Raw genomic sequence first — 15,261 nt, forward strand, 5'->3', positions numbered from 1 at the left:
AAAAAGCCTTTAAAATGGCTCTATATCAATACCTGTAAAATTCTTTTTATTTGAGTGTAACTATTACTTTTTTAAATACCTACCCAATCCCTCTATAAGTGTTATGAAGTTGCTCTGTTGAGCTATTTGTAAGCATAAAAAAAGAACCCCTTAATAGAGGTTCGACATATTACTATCTAGTTGGTCTTGTACAATGCCTATGTAGCGAAGTGTTGTTGCTTCTTCAGAGTGATTGAATAACACCATCAAATCGCCTACAGAATGGTATTTCTTATAATAATGATAGCCAAACGTTTTTCTCATGCTGTGCGTTCCTATTTTTTCTCGATAGCCAATTGCTTTTGCTGCCTTGTTAATATTTGTCCAAGCAGTCTTTCTTGTGATCGGTCTTTGTTTTCCTGTGCTGGTCCGTTCACGAGATGCAATAAGATAGTCATTTTCCTTCTTTCCTTTTATAAATTGTTCAAACTCTTTTCTTAATCTTGGTGGAATAATAACTCGTTTGTATTTTTTCGTCTTTTGTTCAAAGATTTTCAGATGCGTTTGTTTACGTACATCTTTAACGCGTAACTGAAGAATATCACTTATACGTATGCCTACATGAATGCCGATCAACCACATTATATAGTCACGTTCATTATGCTCTTTTAAATAATTTGTTAAATCATCTAATTGTTCTTTATCTCTAATTGGCTCAACAAATCTCATACAATCACCCAACCTTCCGCAATGATTTTACTTTTACATCGTTGCAGTATGCCCTGAACTGTAGACTTTGGAATGTCCATAATCTCTGCAATTTGACGATGACTAAATTCATTTGCAGCTAAGTTAAAAACTTCTCGTTCCCTGGCATCTAAGACTTTTGATATTTCTTTGGCCAACAATTCCTTCACTTCTTCTTCATCTTGATTTTCTTCTTTTTCAAATGGCATTTGCTGACGTTTATCGCTATTCATCGCTAGTATTTCGTTGCTTACTGGTATTTCTCTTTCATAAGCTGCACGTCTATTTAACGACCTGCCACGAAAACGGCCCAATGACATTGTTTCAATTGAATACGTTAAACTGCTAATCATTTGTCGTACAGTAGCTAGATCGGCAACTGCTTTTTCGATTTCTTCATCATCTATCATTTCATCTTTTCTTTCTAATAAATCTTTATATAATTTCTTTGTTTGTTTTCTTGTAACGATGTACTCATTTATCAACTCTTTCATGTGGTTTCCTCCCAGTCCCAATAAAATGAAAATAAAAAGAGCGCTAAATAAGCACAGAAGTGTTTTCTGCATTTATCTAGCGCTCCCAGGTTATCTGATAAGCACGAATATTTTGTTACACTTATAATACCACATTTAGATTTTTTTAGTATATTTATAATCTACATGTGTTACTTTTCCACTTTGCCAATTTATTTCTTGTTTACCGAACCCAGCTTGTGGACTTTCTAAAGGAATCAATTTACCGTTTGAAACTATGTAGACTCCATTCTCCATCAAGCTGATTTCTGTTTTTAATTCTACTTGTTTATTCATTTTAAGTTTCCTCCTATGCTATAATTTAATTACCACATTAAACAAGCGTTGGAGGAAATCTCTAATGCTTTATTTTTTTGTCTTAAAATCCATGTACATTTTCCCAACCATGTACTGATCCAAGTTCTACAAAACGAAGCAACTCATTTGTATCTCTGAAACATTTTTCAAAGTCGTCTGTTTTAACGACGTAATTGCTTTTAGATCCTCGCTCAACAATGCAAAGGCAAGTGTGTATATAATCCAACTCCTTCAATCCTGCAATCTCTTGACGAATCTTATCGACCGCCTTCATTTCAAATAGAACTCCGAATAAATCTAATTGTTCTCCCATGTTCATTCTCCTTTATTCATAGTTTGGTCGTGATGTGACGTTAATCTATATCAACATGAAAATCACGAATGTATTCAACTAGTAGTTCGCTTAAACTTTCGTAAAAACTAGGGTCGATTTCAATCCATTCTGCGATTTCCTCTGTTTTCTCTTTGGGTAAATTAATATATTTTTATCAGACATCACTTCTAAATGATGTCTGATAAAAATTCTAAATGCTTCTCTTGAATCCATTTTCTCTCTCCTTCGCTGCGTGATGTACAAGTCACTTCAATGCAAAGTCACGACTAATTTCTTCAAATTTAATAAGGTTTTTTACAAAATCGGCTTTCACTTCGTCAATATCAACGTTCTCCATTAATCTATGTGTCGTATAAACGAATTCTAATAGTGTTTCTAATAATCGTTGTTCTTTGTATTGTAAGAAGTATTTTCCACCGAAACTGACTTTCCCAGATTCTTTGTCAATCCAAAGATACGGATCATCTGATTCATCGACTATTACCATCTTTCCATCAAACACTTCATGTTCTTTAAATTTAAGATTGAAAGTATCGTGTTTCGTTTCAAAATATGTTCCCATCACTTTTGCTCCTCTTTTTTAAAGTTTGTTAATGCGTTAATGCACGTTATGTTTCTTATGCGTCTCAAATTTTGTTTATTCCGCACGATCCAACACCCATGACAAGGTTTCGATTTGAGTAAGCATCGAGATTTTTTTACGATCTATTACCCAAATCTCCATTTCTAACTTGCGACATATTTCTCCACAGAAGGATAACGAACTAACATCATGTCTAATCGTCTTTTTAAATCCTTCAAAATAAGTTTCTTTAGCAGCTAATAATTCTGCCACTGTTGAATATTCGTCGCATAATTTATCAAGCTTTGCTCGAATCTCTTTCTCGCTTTTCATATTTCCACCTCACGCCTTCTTTAAATCCATAAATAGTCCTCTAAACGTATCAATCGTGCTTTTATCCCAGCCACTTAACCATAAAATATGCTGTAATTCATTTTTAGAAAGTTGACGATTGAGCATTACCTCCAATTCAGTTACGCACTTTTCGTAATGCTCTTTTTGCCATTCTTCGATTTTCTGATTTAAATCTGTTTCTAGCCATAATCTACGACCGCGTGAGTTAACACCTTGATATTTTAAATTCATACCGATTCCTCCTCGATCGGTTCTAGCCAAAAGCCTTTATAATTCTTTTTAGCTAATGCGCGTGCTTTTACCGAATCATATTGTAGCCAGCGTAAAGTTCCTAAAGGCTTCCCTGTGTATTCTGCCAATTCCTGAATCGTACCATCCCAAATCCATCTTTCACCTTTGTACAGAGCGAAAATCTTATCCAATCAAACTACCTCCTCAAGTGGTTCTGACATCAACACTTCTAGCACATAACCTTCGCTAGTTGGGTACATTTCGAAAACTACTTGAAGTTCTGCTGCATCGTAGCAAACTTTCTTGAATCGATTGCCAGCAACTCGATTTACAATTACGATTGCAAGTGGTTCTGGACCATCAAACCCCATTAAAATTGGCTTCATTACGTTTGTCATCCTCAATATCCTCCAATGTTTTTAAGATTTCTTCACGCAATTTATGTAGATCTTGTTGTACTTTATTTAAGATTTCCATAATTCAATAGCACCCTAGTCGGCTTGCCATATTGCTCAAACAAGACTTCCCTTTCCATTTGATGATGCATACGACAATGTACTTTTGTGATGATTGTGTTAGAGTGGCCACAATTCGGATAAGGACAACGCATTAGTCCAACTCCATTACCACTCGCAAATTGCGTATGTGCTGATGAATGCGCCATGACTACACCTCCTGCGATAGATCAAAGACTGAAATTCTTTTGTCACGAGTATCTGTGAACTTGATGACCGCAATATTTTTAAGGCAACGAGAAATTAGCTTTTTGTCGTACATTAATTCCATTTGATTACGTGACAAATTTGAAGTGATGATCGTCGATTTCGACTGTCTAGCTTCTAAGATTGCCGTCAGTACTTCTAGTGTGAAGTTTGTTGCGGTTTTATTCGTCGTAATAGCCCCTGTTTCTGCCCCTAAGTCATCTAAGCAAAGGTAATCCACTCTCGATAACATCTCGACGAAATAAAGTTGCGTGAACTTTGATTCCTTGTTGTCGAATGAATCACGTATTTTCGCCATCATCTCTCGAACGCTAACAAATACACACTCAACATCCAACTTCTCATTTAAGTTTCGTAGGATAGACATGGCCAAGTGCGACTTGCCAACTCCTGTGTCGCCTTGAAGCAATGTAGTGAATGTTTTACCTGATTTGTAATGCTTGAAAGATTGTACTGCCAAATCTTTATTTTTTGATTCCTCACTAGATTCAGCAAAGAATTTGCCAAAACTAGCTTCACGAATCGTTTCGTCTGCAAAAACTGAACGCATATACAAAGTGTTTTTCTTCTTCTTAGCTGCGCGATCTAAGATTTCTTTTTGAAAGCTTTGTTCAAAAGATTGATTTTCCTTTGCGATCTGGCAAGCTGGGCAAAGTTCTTTACCATCAATCATCATTAATGGAACTGGCTTTGCATGTAACGAGCATTCATTAGAAGTTAATGTCATCTGAATAGACTTTGGTAACGCTTGTGCGATTGCCTTCATAACCTCTCACCCTTTCGTTTAAGTAACCTTCAAATTTTGATGCTTGGAATAATGTGCTTGGTCTTAGGTATTGGTTAAACTGTGGATCGTGCAACCAAGCAGCTACTTTTTTATCGATGACCATTTTAAAATCATCAACCGTAAATCCTTCTTCGATACGTGCTTTAATCAATTTTTTTGTAGCTCCAGCTGTACTTCTATATTTCGTATTTGCTTTGAGATTTAAGTAATCAATAATTTCAGAATATGCGTTGTCTTGCTTGCAAGACGTAATATTCTCTTTATTACTGTTACTATTAATATTGTTTTTATTAAGACTGTTACTATTAGTACCTTCATTTTGTATGCCTACGATTCTTATGCCTACATTTCCTATGCCTACGTTTTGAAGGGATACGGTATCAGGAATCATTTGTACCAATTCATAATGATTTTTAGAAAACCCTGTTTCTAGTCGCTCTCTCCTGATGCGAATATATTGTTTCTCTAATAGTGCCTTGCGATGCTTATGGTATCGATTTTCAGAAATATTCAATTCTGAACATATCAATTCAACACTCGGAAATGCTTCAGTATTGTTACCAGCAAATGCAGCTAAATATGCGTAAATTGCTTTTGCTTCAATACTTAAATCCTTATCACGAGTCAACATGCGTGGAATTAATCCGAACCCTTTTGAAAGTATCCCTTCATGTTTAACTCCTTCTATTTTTTCTGCCATGATAAATCCTCCTAATTACCACTTCGTTCAAAGCTAGATTGATTGTGTCGAAACAAACGATATTACTTCTGCTTTAACGTTTTTTCCTTTTAAAGATTTTGCGAGTTTAGCTAACCGATCGTGGTCCTTTTTAGCTTTTGAAAGCATGCGGATCTGATTGATATTATCGTGAAGTTCTTCAGTTGCGATTTCAGCTGCAGCATAATGTCCAGCCTTCAAGAATGTTTGAATTTCTGCAAGTGTGTCCTCCGCTGAATCGTATAACCATTGCGCCTTTTGAGCATCGTCTGCTCTGAATTTTTCTAACATGTCGTCATTTCTCCTTTCAAAAATCCTTTACTAATCAAATAGTTGTAATGGTCTAACCAAAGACTTTTATAACTAATGTCACTCTCCATACAAACAACAGCTACTAAATTACTTATTGCTGTACTTGCTTCTATAAGTTCTTCAAGCGCATCATGCAAATCTTGTTTTTCATAAATTTCTAAACAAGCGAGTGGTTTCGCTAAGCTCGTCTTCTTAAGTCGATTAAACGCTTCTTCTAATTCTTCGAGCGTTTTCTCTTTTATTGCTGAACGATGTAAATCAACATTTTCACCATCTAATAACACTGGCCCTGTACCTGTGTACTGATTTTGAACTGTAATTGCAAACCTCGGATTATCATATTTAGCACTATACTGACGTGCTACATCAATGTTTACTTTGTCCTTACCTGTTTCATAGCGAGATACCGTTTCTCTTGCGATAGACATCTTCAAAGCCTGTTTCTGTTGAGTATCGTCACCTCTAAGTTCCTTCATGATTTCGCCCACTTTTTTCATGTTTATTCCCCCTGTTCACTCACACTGCATTACCTCTATATCATTAAAGCTACCAACGTAACTTCTAATAATTGTTAAAATTTTAATATAGAAGAAATTAATTCTGCGATTGTTTTTTCAACCAGTTTTTTAAAAACTCCTGTGTTTCAACCGCTGGCATTAACCACTTCTGTCCAACTTTGTATTTCGGGAAATCAGGTTCATAAAAGAATTTTTCTAAGATGAAAGATTTACTCATACACGTTTGGTTCATTAATTCTTTGAAATCCCAGAATGTTTTTTGGAATGTGATTTCACTGATCGCCTTATTGAGCGCAACTTTATAATCATGTTCCAACTGTTCTGAATCTATTTGCACGTTTAACATATTGCACCTCCTACATCGCTATTTTTTTAGGAATGTAATGTTCGATATAAGATATTGCAGACTGTAAATCTTTTCGTCTAACATCTTTATAGCTAGACACTGCAAAACGATCTTTTATCTCTCGATAAATCTCACTGAAAAGTCGTGGTCTACATTGTGAATCGGACTCTAATTCATAAACCCTAGTTGCGACTACTTTTTGAAGCCTACGTTGTTCTCCAGCTAACAAGGTAATTTGTTCATCTAATCGTTTGTTGATCATTAATATTTCATTCTTCAGTTCATCATGACTGAGTAAAATTTTGTCTGTTGTTGCTGCAACAGATGCTAATGATAATTCCGATTTAACCATGTAGTAGTCGTCCACTAACATTGAGTATGCTTTCCATGAAGCATCATTATTTAATGATTTTGCATGTAACCAAGCACCTTGTTCAGTCCAAAGATATAAAGATGATGCAAATTTAAGGGTGTCGTCATGTTGACGTTCAGCTTTGAACATCTTTAAGGCTTCACCATTTAGAGCGTAGTAATGCTTTCCTTCCATATATCTTTCAGAATTACGTTGGAAATTTCTAAGCAACTGTTTTGTTTCTACACCAAATGCATCTGCAACTTGTTGTGTTGTCAAAACTCTGTGGCCACCACGTTCAATAACCTGTAATTGATCCATATTCCCATCTCCTTAAATTTCTGTTTCAGCAATCGTTTAGATAAAAAAATCTAAAATATCGCAGTTTAATTCATTGGCTAGCAATGGTAATTGCTCTGCCTTAAATGAATATGTTCCATTTTCATACTTCAAGTATGTTGATGAACCCTTATAACCCAATGATTTAGCAAGTTCTTGTTGGGTCATTCCTAATTCAATTCTTCTATTTTTAATATAAGTTAAGCTGAATATTTTCACTTTAGCACCTCCGGAATTTCTGTTTCAGCAACTCCTTGAATAAAATATAACATTGCTAAAACAGAAATGCAATAGATATATTTCTATTTTAGCAATTTATTTATTTCCATTTCAGAAACATGATAAAATACATATTAGTTAGGATGGTGAATTCATGAGTATCAATAAAAGAATTATTTCCTTACGTGAAAAGAAAAATTGGAGTCAAAAAGAGTTAGCGCGACGAATTAATATAAATCAAAGTGTCATGAATAGAATTGAATCTGGTGAAAGACCAGTTAAAGATGAAGAACTTTCAAAACTTGCTATTGCTCTTGAATGTTCTGCAGATTACTTGCTAGGAATAGAATCTAATTCTCCGAAACCTGAAGATAAAGAATTCGAAGCTTTTGCTAACGATCCGTCATTACAAAAATGGTATAAAGAATTACCTGAATCAAAAGAAGAAGATTTACGTCGCCTGCGCAAGATGTGGGAGATATTGAAGGATAGCGGTAAGATTTAAAGCACTACATGGTGCTTTTTATTTTGATTAAATTTGGAATAAACTTTAAAAAAATCAATATAAATACACTATTAGAAGTATTCTGTTGATAATATCTTTCTAATAAAAATATTATTTTTATCATTTTTTTATTGATTACAACATTTAGTTTTATTGCTAAAATTAGGTATAAAATGAAAAGAGGTAAATTTGATGAAAAAATTATTACTAAGCTTACCGATCACTGCGGCACTATTACTTGGGGCATGCGGAGAAACTGCTGTAGAAAAAGTTGAAAAGAGCGATGCTCCAGCAGCTGCAGAACAACCTAAAAAAGATGAAGCTAAAAAAGATGAAGTATTTAAAGTTGGCGACGTTGTTAAAATCAATGACATTGAATATAAAATCAAGTCGGCTACTTTAGGAAATGGTTCGCAATATATCGAACCTAAAAGTGGTAAAGTTTTAACTTTAAGTATTGAAGTTCATAACAAGTCTGAATCAAAAACATTCGTTTCTTCTGGTGAATTTAACCTTTATAAAGGCGATGATCAAGCTGAAAGTTATTTCGGAAGTGGCGACAAAACGCTTATGGGCGATTTAAATAAAGGTAAGAAAACTACAGGAGTAGTTGAATTTGATGTTGCTGGTCCAGGAACTTATGAATTAATTTACACTCCTTCGTTCTCATTAGATAACAAAGAAGTAAAATGGAATATCAAAGTAAAATAATTGTAGAAGCAAAAAAAGCTCCTATTCTTCCGCACTTACTAAGTGATAAGAATTGGGCTTTTTTTATTTCTAATTCCCATAGTTCTTTATAATTTACATGCATACTTCCAATATGCTTGTTTTTATTTTATACTAAATACGAACATACGTTTGTTAGGTGGTGTAATATGAATTATTTAGAAGACAGTATTAGGAATTTATATAGTAGATTGAACATCGTAACACCGACAGAACTAACTGTAGAGAATATTGCAGATCAATTAAATATTGAGATTATGTATTGGGATGAACCGAGTCAGGCATTTTCAAATGATGATGTGATTTTCATTTTTTTGAATCGATCTCTCGTTCAATCAGAAGAATTTTGCCATGAGTTAGGTCACGTTTTATTGCATGCTGGCGATCAAATGTATATGGATCCGTTATTCGTCGAATATCAAGAAATTAAAGCGAACAACTTTGCACTTCATGCTGCAGTACCGACTACCATGTTGATGGAACTGAATTTACCATCTAATTATTTTGAAGCTGTGTCTGTTATTCAAGATACATTTAGCGTTAGTCCAGAGTTCGCATGTCGTCGTTTAAACCATTTCATTAACAATCACTTACATACACTCACAAATGCACAGAAAGCAGTGTAAAGAACGCACATCAATGCTATGGTTTTATGCTAGGCTCAAATCAAGGAGGGATTTAGATGGCATCGTTTAGAAAAAGAAATGGCTTATGGGAATATAGAATTAGTTTCAAAGATAATTCAGGAAAATATAAAGTTAAATCAAAGGGTGGTTTTAAAACAAAAAAAGAGGCAGAAATTTCAGCCAGAAAAAAAGAAGAAGATATTGAAACAACAAACACAATAAAAGAGATGACGATTGCAAACTACTTAACAGACTGGTATCAAGTTTATATAAAAAATAAAAGAAAACCCAACACTGAAAAAACATACTGGTTATCTATCAAAAATCATATTATACCAGGGATAGGTCACTTAAAAGTGAGAGAATTGAAACCATTAGAATATCAAAAATTTGTAGACTCTATAATGGAGAATGGTTTAAGTTCAGAAAGTGCCAAAAGGGTTCACACACCTGTTCGTTTAGCCTTTCAGCAAGCAGTAATAAATGGGGATTTAGAAATGAATCCCGCAGCATATGTGAAAATCGAAAAGAAAAAAGTCAAAAAGCTAAAATACCTAAACCCTGAATATATCGAAGACCTTCTCAACTATATTTACAAAAGAAGTTATGATCAAGGGATATTCTTTGAATGTTTATTTGAAAGTGGCATGCGTAAAGGCGAGTGCAGCGCTTTAGAATTAGATGATATTAATTGGAATGATTCTACATTAAGAGTAAACGCCACTTACGATTATCAAGCAACAAAAAACGAACCAAAATTAAGTGAAGTGAAAACTGAAAAATCAAATCGTACTATTTTAATGAGAGAATCATTCATGAATAAGTTACGTGCTTATACAAAACATAAGATACAAAAACGAAGCCTTGTAGGGAAACTATATAACCAACAACAAAATTTTGTATTTGGTCGCGATGATGGTACCGCCTTCCCAAAAGCTACTTTATTTAATACTTTTTCAAGTGCTTTAGAGTTTATTGATCATGTTCACTTACCTATTCATTCTACAAGACATACTCACGCTGTTATGATGTTAGAGGCTGGCGTATCAATGAAAGATTTACAAGAACGTTTAGGTCATTCTTCAATGCAAGTAACTGCGGATATTTATTCTCATGTAACACAAAAAATGGAGAACAGAGCCATAAAATTATTTGATTCCTATATGAATGAAAAATAATTTTGGTCTAATTTTGGTCCAAGCAGTTTATTCGTTTTGGTCCATCTAAAAAAAGACAAATAAAAACAGCCCCAATCTCTTGGGGCTGTTGGGTTCATCGACTTAGTACATTTTAAGGTACTGGTCGCGTTCCCATTGGTGAACTTGAGTACGGAACATTTCAAACTCAATTTCTTTTGCTTCTTTGAAGTTTTCATAAATATGAGAGCCTAATGCGCCTTTAACTACTTCGTCTTTTGCAAGAACGTGTAATGCGTCATCAAGGTTCACTGGTAAGTTGCCAATTCCCGCTTCTTCGCGTTCTTCTGCACTCATCACGTAGATGTTACGATCTACTGCTGGTGGTGGTGTTAATTTATTTTCAACACCGTTTAATCCTGCTTCAAGAATTACTGCTAAAGCTAAGTAAGGGTTAGCAGCTGGATCTACTGAACGAACTTCGATACGAGTAGAAAGTCCACGTGAAGCTGGGATACGAACTAATGGAGAGCGGTTTTGACCTGACCATGCTACGTAACAAGGTGCTTCGTAACCAGGTACTAAACGTTTGTATGAGTTTACAGTTGGGTTCGTAATAGCTGTAAATCCTTGCACGTGATTTAATACACCAGCCATGAATTGCATTGCTGTTTCTGATAATTGCATTGGTGCAGCTTCATCGAAGAACATATTTTGTCCATCTTTAAATAATGAAACGTTACAGTGCATACCTGAACCGCTTAATCCGAAGATTGGTTTTGGCATGAATGTTGCATGTAAACCATGTTTACGAGCGATTGTTTTTACAACTAATTTGAATGTTTGGATACTATCACAAGCCGTTAAAACATCCGCATATTTAAAGTCGATTTCGTGTTGTCCAGGAGCTACTTCATGGTGAGATGCTTCAATTTCAAAGCCCATTTCTTCAAGTTCAAGAACGATATCACGACGGCAGTTTTCACCTAAGTCAGTCGGTGCTAAGTCGAAGTAACCACCGTGGTCATTTAATTCTAAAGTTGGTTCGCCTTTTTCATCTAATTTGAATAAGAAGAATTCTGGCTCAGGCCCTAAGTTGAAATCTGTGAAGCCCATATCTTCCATGCGTTTGATGATGCGGCGTAAGTTGTTACGAGGATCACCTGCGAATGGTGTAAGATCTGCATTGTATACGTCACAAATAAAACGACATACAGCACCTTTATCAACTGTCCATGGGAATACCATGAAAGTATCTAAGTCTGGGAATAAGTACATATCAGATTCTTCAATACGAACGAAACCTTCAATTGAAGAACCATCGAACATCATTTTATTGTCTAAAGCTTTTTCTAATTGAGAAACTGGAATCTCAACGTTTTTGATTGTTCCTAGAATATCTGTGAATTGAAGACGGATAAACTTCACTTCTTGTTCTTGAATTAATCTACGAATATCATCTTTTGTATATTTGCTCACTTACTTCACTCTCCTAAATTGTAAAATATATATGACCCGCTTCTTCTATTGGAAGAAACGAGATAAATCCCCTTGTCTGATCGAAGTTCGTTGCATCCTTTGTGCTTGCAACATCTCTTCGCGTAAAATCCTTCTCAAATCCACATCTGTAATTTCTGCCTTTGCTTGTTGAATAACCGGTTCATTTTTAAGAGCAAATACTTTCTTAATACCTGCCATATTAATGCCCTGATCTAGTAAATCCTTAATTTCAAGTAGGGTATCTACGTCATTTAATGAAAACATACGACGATTCCCCTCTGTTCTGGCAGGTTCAATTAACGTATGTTCTTCATAATAACGAATCTGTCTAGCAGTTAAATCAGTCAATTGCATAACAATACTAATTGGTAATAACGGCATTGTTCGTCTTATGTCACGATTCATTGTTTTCACCTTGCCTTTCACAATTATTAGTTTATTCCATGTTAGCTTTCCTGTCAATACCATGTTAGGAAAACTAACATATCTTTTTTCGATGAAATTCATCTTGTTTTTTTCAACAAAAAAAGTGCCTATTTCTTCAATAGACACTTCGCTAAACTCAATTATTTTCTTAAATCTTGTACTGCGTTTAAAATCGCTGCTTTTACATGTTCGTAAGTTAAGCCGCCTTGCATATATACTGTGTGTGGTTCACGGATTGGACCATCAGCTGAAAATTCGATACTTGCGCCTTGTACAAATGTACCTGCTGCCATAATGACATCATCTGTGTATCCAGGTAATAACGCTGGTTCAGGGGCGAATTGCGCGTTAACTGGTGAATTTTTTTGTACTGTTTGGCAAAATTGAATCATTTGCTCAGGTGATTGGAATTGTACGGATTGAATTAAATCTGTGCGTTTCGCATCAAAACTTGGTTCAGCTACCATGCCGATTGCTTCCAGAGCTGCCGCTGCAAAAATCGCACCTTTTACAGATTGAGAAACAACATGAGGTGCTAAAAAGAACCCTTGATACATATCAGTTAATGTATTCAAAGATGGCCCTGCTTCTGCACCGATCCCAGGTGTTGTCATTCGGAATGCGCATTGTTCAACATATTCAGCTTTACCTGCGATATATCCGCCTACTTTCGCTAAACCACCGCCAGGATTTTTAATTAATGATCCTGCCATTAAATCTGCACCTAAATCAGTAGGTTCAACCGCATCAACGAACTCGCCGTAGCAATTATCTACGAAAATAATGACATCTTCTTTAATTTCGCGGATTTTACGAATCATTTCCCCGACTTCATCAATTGTGAATGAAGGTCTTGTTGCATATCCTTTTGAGCGTTGAATTGCCATGACACGTGTTTTAGAAGAAACTGCTGCTTTAACCGCATCCCAGTCTATTTTATTGTCATTATTTAAGTCGATATGTTGGTAATCAATTCCCCAGTCTTTTAATGAACCGGTATCTTTGTCGCCACCATCTACAATTGATTGTAATGTGTCGTAAGGTTGACCTGTCACATACATTAATTCATCGCCAGGACGTAATACCCCAAATAAACTTAAAGTAATAGCGTGTGTACCTGAAATGATTTGTTGGCGAACGATTGCCGATTCCGCACCGAAAACTTCTGCGTAAACACGTTCTAAATTGTCGCGACCTTCGTCGTCATAACCGTAGCCAGTCGTACCTGCGAAATGATTTTCACTAACATGATTATTAGCAAATGCTGCTAATACTTTTTGCTGATTATAAAAAGCCATTTCTTCTACTTGATCAAATTGTGGTCTAATCTTTTTCTCAATTTCTTTTGCAAACTGCATTGTTTCAGCAGTTAAAGTTGATGTGAATGCCATCAATTATTCATCTCCGTTCGATTTCTTCCTTCCTATATTAACATATCAATGGAATATGAAAAATCGTTAATGAATAAAAAATCTTTTCCATCGATTGAAAATGGTAATAATTAAAAATAATATAACCATTGATCCAACCGCCGCAATTAATGCGATTACAAAATTCGGTGGTTTTTGATCAATAATATTTGATAGCTTTTCCTCATGTGCTGGCAAAAGAACTGTTTCCACTTTAGTTATATTATTTTCGGAGCGAATTAATTTTCGCTTGAATGGTTTAGAAGGCGGCGTTTCATTATTTTTGACTGACACGACCATACTTCCCGAAATTATTTTAATAGTAAATGAAATATATGCGCGATTTCCATAACGGTCCGTCGCAATTAAAGTGTTTTTATGCTCACCTTTTGATAATTGCTGATCCACGGGATTTTCTAATTGAATCGTCACTTTTTCATTTGATTTGATTGCCAATTTCTCAAAAACTCGAGCATCTGTCATTTCTTCATTTCGATTAAATGTAATTCGATTATTTCCTAATTCCACAATAGGGGCTGTACGATCGATTACTTCAAAATTGACGGTAATTTCTTGGCCATTTCTCAATTTCATTGGAATTTTATAGTTCCCAACTTGATCAAGGTATACGGATGACCAATCAATCCAATCGACATCAGTCAAGCCTAATTCATGTAAAAAACGCGCTTCCGTTATTTGTTTACCAACCTCATGTTGGATCGTGCGTTGCCCTCCGACATTGACCACTACATAATGTTGAATAGATTGATTGCCACTTCGATCCTTGGCTTGAACTATGATTTCGTACTGCCCTATAGTTTCTGTCGTTAAATTTCGGAATTGGAATTCGGGTTCAATTGATGAATCAACGGCATCATAAACCGCAATCCCCGCCAATTTAATGATTTTTTCAGCATCTACATATTCATTTTTTTGAACATTAATTTGATCATTTACAATTGATAAAATTGGTGCTGTTTGGTCCACTACTTGTAACTTCATCGTTTTGCGGAACTGCCTGCCGTAAAAATCCGTCCATTGACCTTCTATCATTTCTTCATGCACATTTTTTAATTGTTTAGGTGGTATAGAAAATTCAAATGGAATGCGCGCATATTTCTTCGGCATCTCACTTTGCACAATTTGATGTAGATCCATTTACTGATTGGCTTCAACTTGAATCGTTTCAGGAATAGTAGATTCAATCGGGGAATGTTGGCGTATTGAAAAAGTGAGTTCTTCCACAACATTGTTTGCACGATGGATGAAAATCGGATATTCTCCCACTTTAGAATAATCGATTTGAGAAGTATCGATTTGATCGGATGCCGTAGTCTCCATATTGATTAGGCGACTCATTTGTTCTTCTGTTGGAATCTTAGAATTTGCAATCCAATATAAATTCGAATTTGAATTAGCTGAAGGTGATTCAATGCCAATTAATAGAAAACAACGTGAACTACTCGCCACTTAGCTAAACCTTGCGGTTCTTCACGCTTGAAGTGGGAGCTTCTTGGGAATAGAGCGTACTTGCAAGTGTATTTCTTTACTTGCAGCGGTTTCTCTTATTTGACCGAGCT

General features: G+C 35.3%; 26 protein-coding genes. 4 read left to right on the forward strand and 22 right to left on the reverse strand.

Annotation, left to right across the window (positions count from 1 at the left end):
- Positions 1-150 precede the first annotated feature (150 nt).
- The 17 genes from DF281_RS02910 to DF281_RS02990 form a co-directional block, all read right to left on the reverse strand.
- Complete coding sequence (locus tag DF281_RS02910) at positions 151-708, reverse strand: tyrosine-type recombinase/integrase (protein WP_109348745.1); 558 nt, start codon at positions 706-708, stop codon at positions 151-153.
- The gene (locus DF281_RS02915) at positions 705-1,220 is read right to left on the reverse strand and encodes a sigma factor-like helix-turn-helix DNA-binding protein (protein WP_166636125.1); all 516 of its coding nucleotides are present in this window, start codon (positions 1,218-1,220) and stop codon (positions 705-707) included. Before DF281_RS02915 ends, DF281_RS02910 begins: the two co-directional genes overlap by 4 nt.
- A 135-nt stretch (positions 1,221-1,355) precedes the next feature.
- Entirely contained in the window at positions 1,356-1,535 is a 180-nt protein-coding gene (locus tag DF281_RS02920) for a DUF3954 domain-containing protein (RefSeq protein WP_109348747.1), read from the reverse strand.
- An 82-nt stretch (positions 1,536-1,617) separates the two neighbouring features.
- Positions 1,618-1,869 (reverse strand): hypothetical protein, encoded by a 252-nt coding sequence (locus tag DF281_RS02925; RefSeq protein WP_109348748.1) that lies wholly within the window; start codon positions 1,867-1,869, stop codon positions 1,618-1,620.
- A 265-nt stretch (positions 1,870-2,134) separates the two neighbouring features.
- Positions 2,135-2,452, reverse strand: a complete 318-nt coding sequence (locus tag DF281_RS02930; RefSeq protein ID WP_109348749.1) for a hypothetical protein — start codon at positions 2,450-2,452, stop codon at positions 2,135-2,137.
- Between the two features lie 75 nt (positions 2,453-2,527).
- Positions 2,528-2,785 carry a hypothetical protein gene (locus DF281_RS02935; protein ID WP_109348750.1) on the reverse strand — a complete coding sequence of 86 codons (258 nt, stop codon included), beginning with the start codon at positions 2,783-2,785 and terminating at the stop codon, positions 2,528-2,530.
- A 9-nt stretch (positions 2,786-2,794) separates the two neighbouring features.
- A complete protein-coding gene (locus tag DF281_RS02940; RefSeq protein ID WP_109348751.1) occupies positions 2,795-3,037 on the reverse strand; it encodes a hypothetical protein in 243 nt (80 codons plus the stop codon).
- Positions 3,034-3,228: a hypothetical protein gene (locus DF281_RS02945; RefSeq protein WP_109348752.1), complete on the reverse strand. Its 195-nt coding sequence runs from the start codon at positions 3,226-3,228 to the stop codon at positions 3,034-3,036. The genes DF281_RS02940 and DF281_RS02945 overlap by 4 nt, the downstream gene beginning before the upstream one ends.
- Positions 3,229-3,435, reverse strand: coding sequence for a hypothetical protein (locus tag DF281_RS02950; RefSeq protein ID WP_109348753.1), 207 nt, complete (start codon positions 3,433-3,435; stop codon positions 3,229-3,231).
- 62 nt (positions 3,436-3,497) lie between these two features.
- On the reverse strand, positions 3,498-3,701 hold the full coding sequence (locus DF281_RS02955; RefSeq protein ID WP_109304952.1) for a hypothetical protein: 204 nt from the start codon (positions 3,699-3,701) through the stop codon (positions 3,498-3,500).
- Positions 3,702-3,703: 2 nt separating this feature from the next.
- Complete coding sequence (locus DF281_RS02960) at positions 3,704-4,525, reverse strand: ATP-binding protein (protein ID WP_109348754.1); 822 nt, start codon at positions 4,523-4,525, stop codon at positions 3,704-3,706.
- The gene (locus tag DF281_RS02965) at positions 4,470-5,246 is read right to left on the reverse strand and encodes a conserved phage C-terminal domain-containing protein (protein ID WP_109348755.1); all 777 of its coding nucleotides are present in this window, start codon (positions 5,244-5,246) and stop codon (positions 4,470-4,472) included. Before DF281_RS02965 ends, DF281_RS02960 begins: the two co-directional genes overlap by 56 nt.
- A gap of 33 nt (positions 5,247-5,279) precedes the next feature.
- Positions 5,280-5,555, reverse strand: coding sequence for a hypothetical protein (locus tag DF281_RS02970; RefSeq protein WP_109348756.1), 276 nt, complete (start codon positions 5,553-5,555; stop codon positions 5,280-5,282).
- A complete protein-coding gene (locus tag DF281_RS02975) occupies positions 5,549-6,073 on the reverse strand; it encodes a helix-turn-helix domain-containing protein (protein WP_109348757.1) in 525 nt (174 codons plus the stop codon). Before DF281_RS02975 ends, DF281_RS02970 begins: the two co-directional genes overlap by 7 nt.
- Positions 6,074-6,170: 97 nt before the next feature.
- Positions 6,171-6,440: a group-specific protein gene (locus DF281_RS02980; RefSeq protein WP_109348758.1), complete on the reverse strand. Its 270-nt coding sequence runs from the start codon at positions 6,438-6,440 to the stop codon at positions 6,171-6,173.
- A 10-nt stretch (positions 6,441-6,450) separates the two neighbouring features.
- Positions 6,451-7,113: an ORF6N domain-containing protein gene (locus DF281_RS02985; RefSeq protein WP_109348759.1), complete on the reverse strand. Its 663-nt coding sequence runs from the start codon at positions 7,111-7,113 to the stop codon at positions 6,451-6,453.
- Positions 7,114-7,149: 36 nt separating this feature from the next.
- Positions 7,150-7,350: a helix-turn-helix domain-containing protein gene (locus DF281_RS02990; RefSeq protein ID WP_109348760.1), complete on the reverse strand. Its 201-nt coding sequence runs from the start codon at positions 7,348-7,350 to the stop codon at positions 7,150-7,152.
- Positions 7,351-7,504: 154 nt separating this feature from the next.
- Here DF281_RS02990 and DF281_RS02995 point away from each other — a divergent pair, with 154 nt between their 5' ends.
- The 4 genes from DF281_RS02995 to DF281_RS03010 all read left to right on the forward strand — a co-directional run bounded on the left by DF281_RS02995 (position 7,505) and on the right by DF281_RS03010 (position 10,388).
- Positions 7,505-7,855 (forward strand): helix-turn-helix domain-containing protein, encoded by a 351-nt coding sequence (locus DF281_RS02995; protein ID WP_109348761.1) that lies wholly within the window; start codon positions 7,505-7,507, stop codon positions 7,853-7,855.
- A 192-nt stretch (positions 7,856-8,047) separates the two neighbouring features.
- Entirely contained in the window at positions 8,048-8,566 is a 519-nt protein-coding gene (locus tag DF281_RS03000) for a DUF4352 domain-containing protein (RefSeq protein ID WP_109348762.1), read from the forward strand.
- 167 nt (positions 8,567-8,733) lie between these two features.
- On the forward strand, positions 8,734-9,210 hold the full coding sequence (locus DF281_RS03005) for an ImmA/IrrE family metallo-endopeptidase (protein ID WP_109348763.1): 477 nt from the start codon (positions 8,734-8,736) through the stop codon (positions 9,208-9,210).
- A gap of 56 nt (positions 9,211-9,266) precedes the next feature.
- Positions 9,267-10,388 (forward strand): site-specific integrase, encoded by a 1,122-nt coding sequence (locus DF281_RS03010; protein ID WP_109348764.1) that lies wholly within the window; start codon positions 9,267-9,269, stop codon positions 10,386-10,388.
- A 102-nt stretch (positions 10,389-10,490) separates the two neighbouring features.
- Here DF281_RS03010 and glnA read toward each other — a convergent pair whose 3' ends face one another.
- From glnA to DF281_RS03035, 5 genes are all read right to left on the reverse strand, one after another.
- Entirely contained in the window at positions 10,491-11,825 is a 1,335-nt protein-coding gene (gene glnA, locus DF281_RS03015) for a type I glutamate--ammonia ligase (RefSeq protein WP_109348765.1), read from the reverse strand.
- Positions 11,826-11,870: 45 nt separating this feature from the next.
- Entirely contained in the window at positions 11,871-12,251 is a 381-nt protein-coding gene (locus tag DF281_RS03020) for a MerR family transcriptional regulator (protein WP_109348774.1), read from the reverse strand.
- Between the two features lie 161 nt (positions 12,252-12,412).
- Positions 12,413-13,663 carry a methionine gamma-lyase family protein gene (locus DF281_RS03025; protein WP_109348766.1) on the reverse strand — a complete coding sequence of 417 codons (1,251 nt, stop codon included), beginning with the start codon at positions 13,661-13,663 and terminating at the stop codon, positions 12,413-12,415.
- 66 nt (positions 13,664-13,729) lie between these two features.
- Positions 13,730-14,839 (reverse strand): hypothetical protein, encoded by a 1,110-nt coding sequence (locus DF281_RS03030; protein ID WP_109348767.1) that lies wholly within the window; start codon positions 14,837-14,839, stop codon positions 13,730-13,732.
- Positions 14,840-15,151, reverse strand: coding sequence for a hypothetical protein (locus DF281_RS03035; RefSeq protein WP_109348768.1), 312 nt, complete (start codon positions 15,149-15,151; stop codon positions 14,840-14,842). It abuts the gene before it with no gap.
- Positions 15,152-15,261: the final 110 nt, after the last annotated feature.

This window comes from Kurthia zopfii (assembly GCF_003143955.1).
Taxonomy (GTDB): domain Bacteria; phylum Bacillota; class Bacilli; order Bacillales_A; family Planococcaceae; genus Kurthia; species Kurthia zopfii.

What these genes read in the sequence shown, in the direction of transcription:
- DF281_RS02920 (WP_109348747.1), bottom strand. Translation starts at nt 1,535, where the DNA reads ATGAATAAACAAGTAGAATTAAAAACAGAAATCAGCTTGATGGAGAAT.
- DF281_RS02980 (WP_109348758.1), bottom strand. Translation starts at nt 6,440, where the DNA reads ATGTTAAACGTGCAAATAGATTCAGAACAGTTGGAACATGATTATAAA.
- DF281_RS03025 (WP_109348766.1), bottom strand. Translation starts at nt 13,663, where the DNA reads ATGGCATTCACATCAACTTTAACTGCTGAAACAATGCAGTTTGCAAAA.
- DF281_RS02925 (WP_109348748.1), bottom strand. Translation starts at nt 1,869, where the DNA reads ATGGGAGAACAATTAGATTTATTCGGAGTTCTATTTGAAATGAAGGCG.
- DF281_RS02955 (WP_109304952.1), bottom strand. Translation starts at nt 3,701, where the DNA reads ATGGCGCATTCATCAGCACATACGCAATTTGCGAGTGGTAATGGAGTT.
- DF281_RS03020 (WP_109348774.1), bottom strand. Translation starts at nt 12,251, where the DNA reads ATGAATCGTGACATAAGACGAACAATGCCGTTATTACCAATTAGTATT.
- DF281_RS02995 (WP_109348761.1), top strand. Translation starts at nt 7,505, where the DNA reads ATGAGTATCAATAAAAGAATTATTTCCTTACGTGAAAAGAAAAATTGG.
- DF281_RS03005 (WP_109348763.1), top strand. Translation starts at nt 8,734, where the DNA reads ATGAATTATTTAGAAGACAGTATTAGGAATTTATATAGTAGATTGAAC.
- DF281_RS02960 (WP_109348754.1), bottom strand. Translation starts at nt 4,525, where the DNA reads ATGAAGGCAATCGCACAAGCGTTACCAAAGTCTATTCAGATGACATTA.
- DF281_RS02915 (WP_166636125.1), bottom strand. Translation starts at nt 1,220, where the DNA reads ATGAAAGAGTTGATAAATGAGTACATCGTTACAAGAAAACAAACAAAG.
- DF281_RS02970 (WP_109348756.1), bottom strand. Translation starts at nt 5,555, where the DNA reads ATGTTAGAAAAATTCAGAGCAGACGATGCTCAAAAGGCGCAATGGTTA.
- DF281_RS02965 (WP_109348755.1), bottom strand. Translation starts at nt 5,246, where the DNA reads ATGGCAGAAAAAATAGAAGGAGTTAAACATGAAGGGATACTTTCAAAA.
- DF281_RS02950 (WP_109348753.1), bottom strand. Translation starts at nt 3,435, where the DNA reads ATGACAAACGTAATGAAGCCAATTTTAATGGGGTTTGATGGTCCAGAA.
- DF281_RS02985 (WP_109348759.1), bottom strand. Translation starts at nt 7,113, where the DNA reads ATGGATCAATTACAGGTTATTGAACGTGGTGGCCACAGAGTTTTGACA.
- DF281_RS02940 (WP_109348751.1), bottom strand. Translation starts at nt 3,037, where the DNA reads ATGAATTTAAAATATCAAGGTGTTAACTCACGCGGTCGTAGATTATGG.
- DF281_RS02910 (WP_109348745.1), bottom strand. Translation starts at nt 708, where the DNA reads ATGAGATTTGTTGAGCCAATTAGAGATAAAGAACAATTAGATGATTTA.
- DF281_RS02935 (WP_109348750.1), bottom strand. Translation starts at nt 2,785, where the DNA reads ATGAAAAGCGAGAAAGAGATTCGAGCAAAGCTTGATAAATTATGCGAC.
- DF281_RS03030 (WP_109348767.1), bottom strand. Translation starts at nt 14,839, where the DNA reads ATGGATCTACATCAAATTGTGCAAAGTGAGATGCCGAAGAAATATGCG.
- DF281_RS02930 (WP_109348749.1), bottom strand. Translation starts at nt 2,452, where the DNA reads ATGGGAACATATTTTGAAACGAAACACGATACTTTCAATCTTAAATTT.
- DF281_RS03010 (WP_109348764.1), top strand. Translation starts at nt 9,267, where the DNA reads ATGGCATCGTTTAGAAAAAGAAATGGCTTATGGGAATATAGAATTAGT.
- DF281_RS02975 (WP_109348757.1), bottom strand. Translation starts at nt 6,073, where the DNA reads ATGAAAAAAGTGGGCGAAATCATGAAGGAACTTAGAGGTGACGATACT.
- DF281_RS03000 (WP_109348762.1), top strand. Translation starts at nt 8,048, where the DNA reads ATGAAAAAATTATTACTAAGCTTACCGATCACTGCGGCACTATTACTT.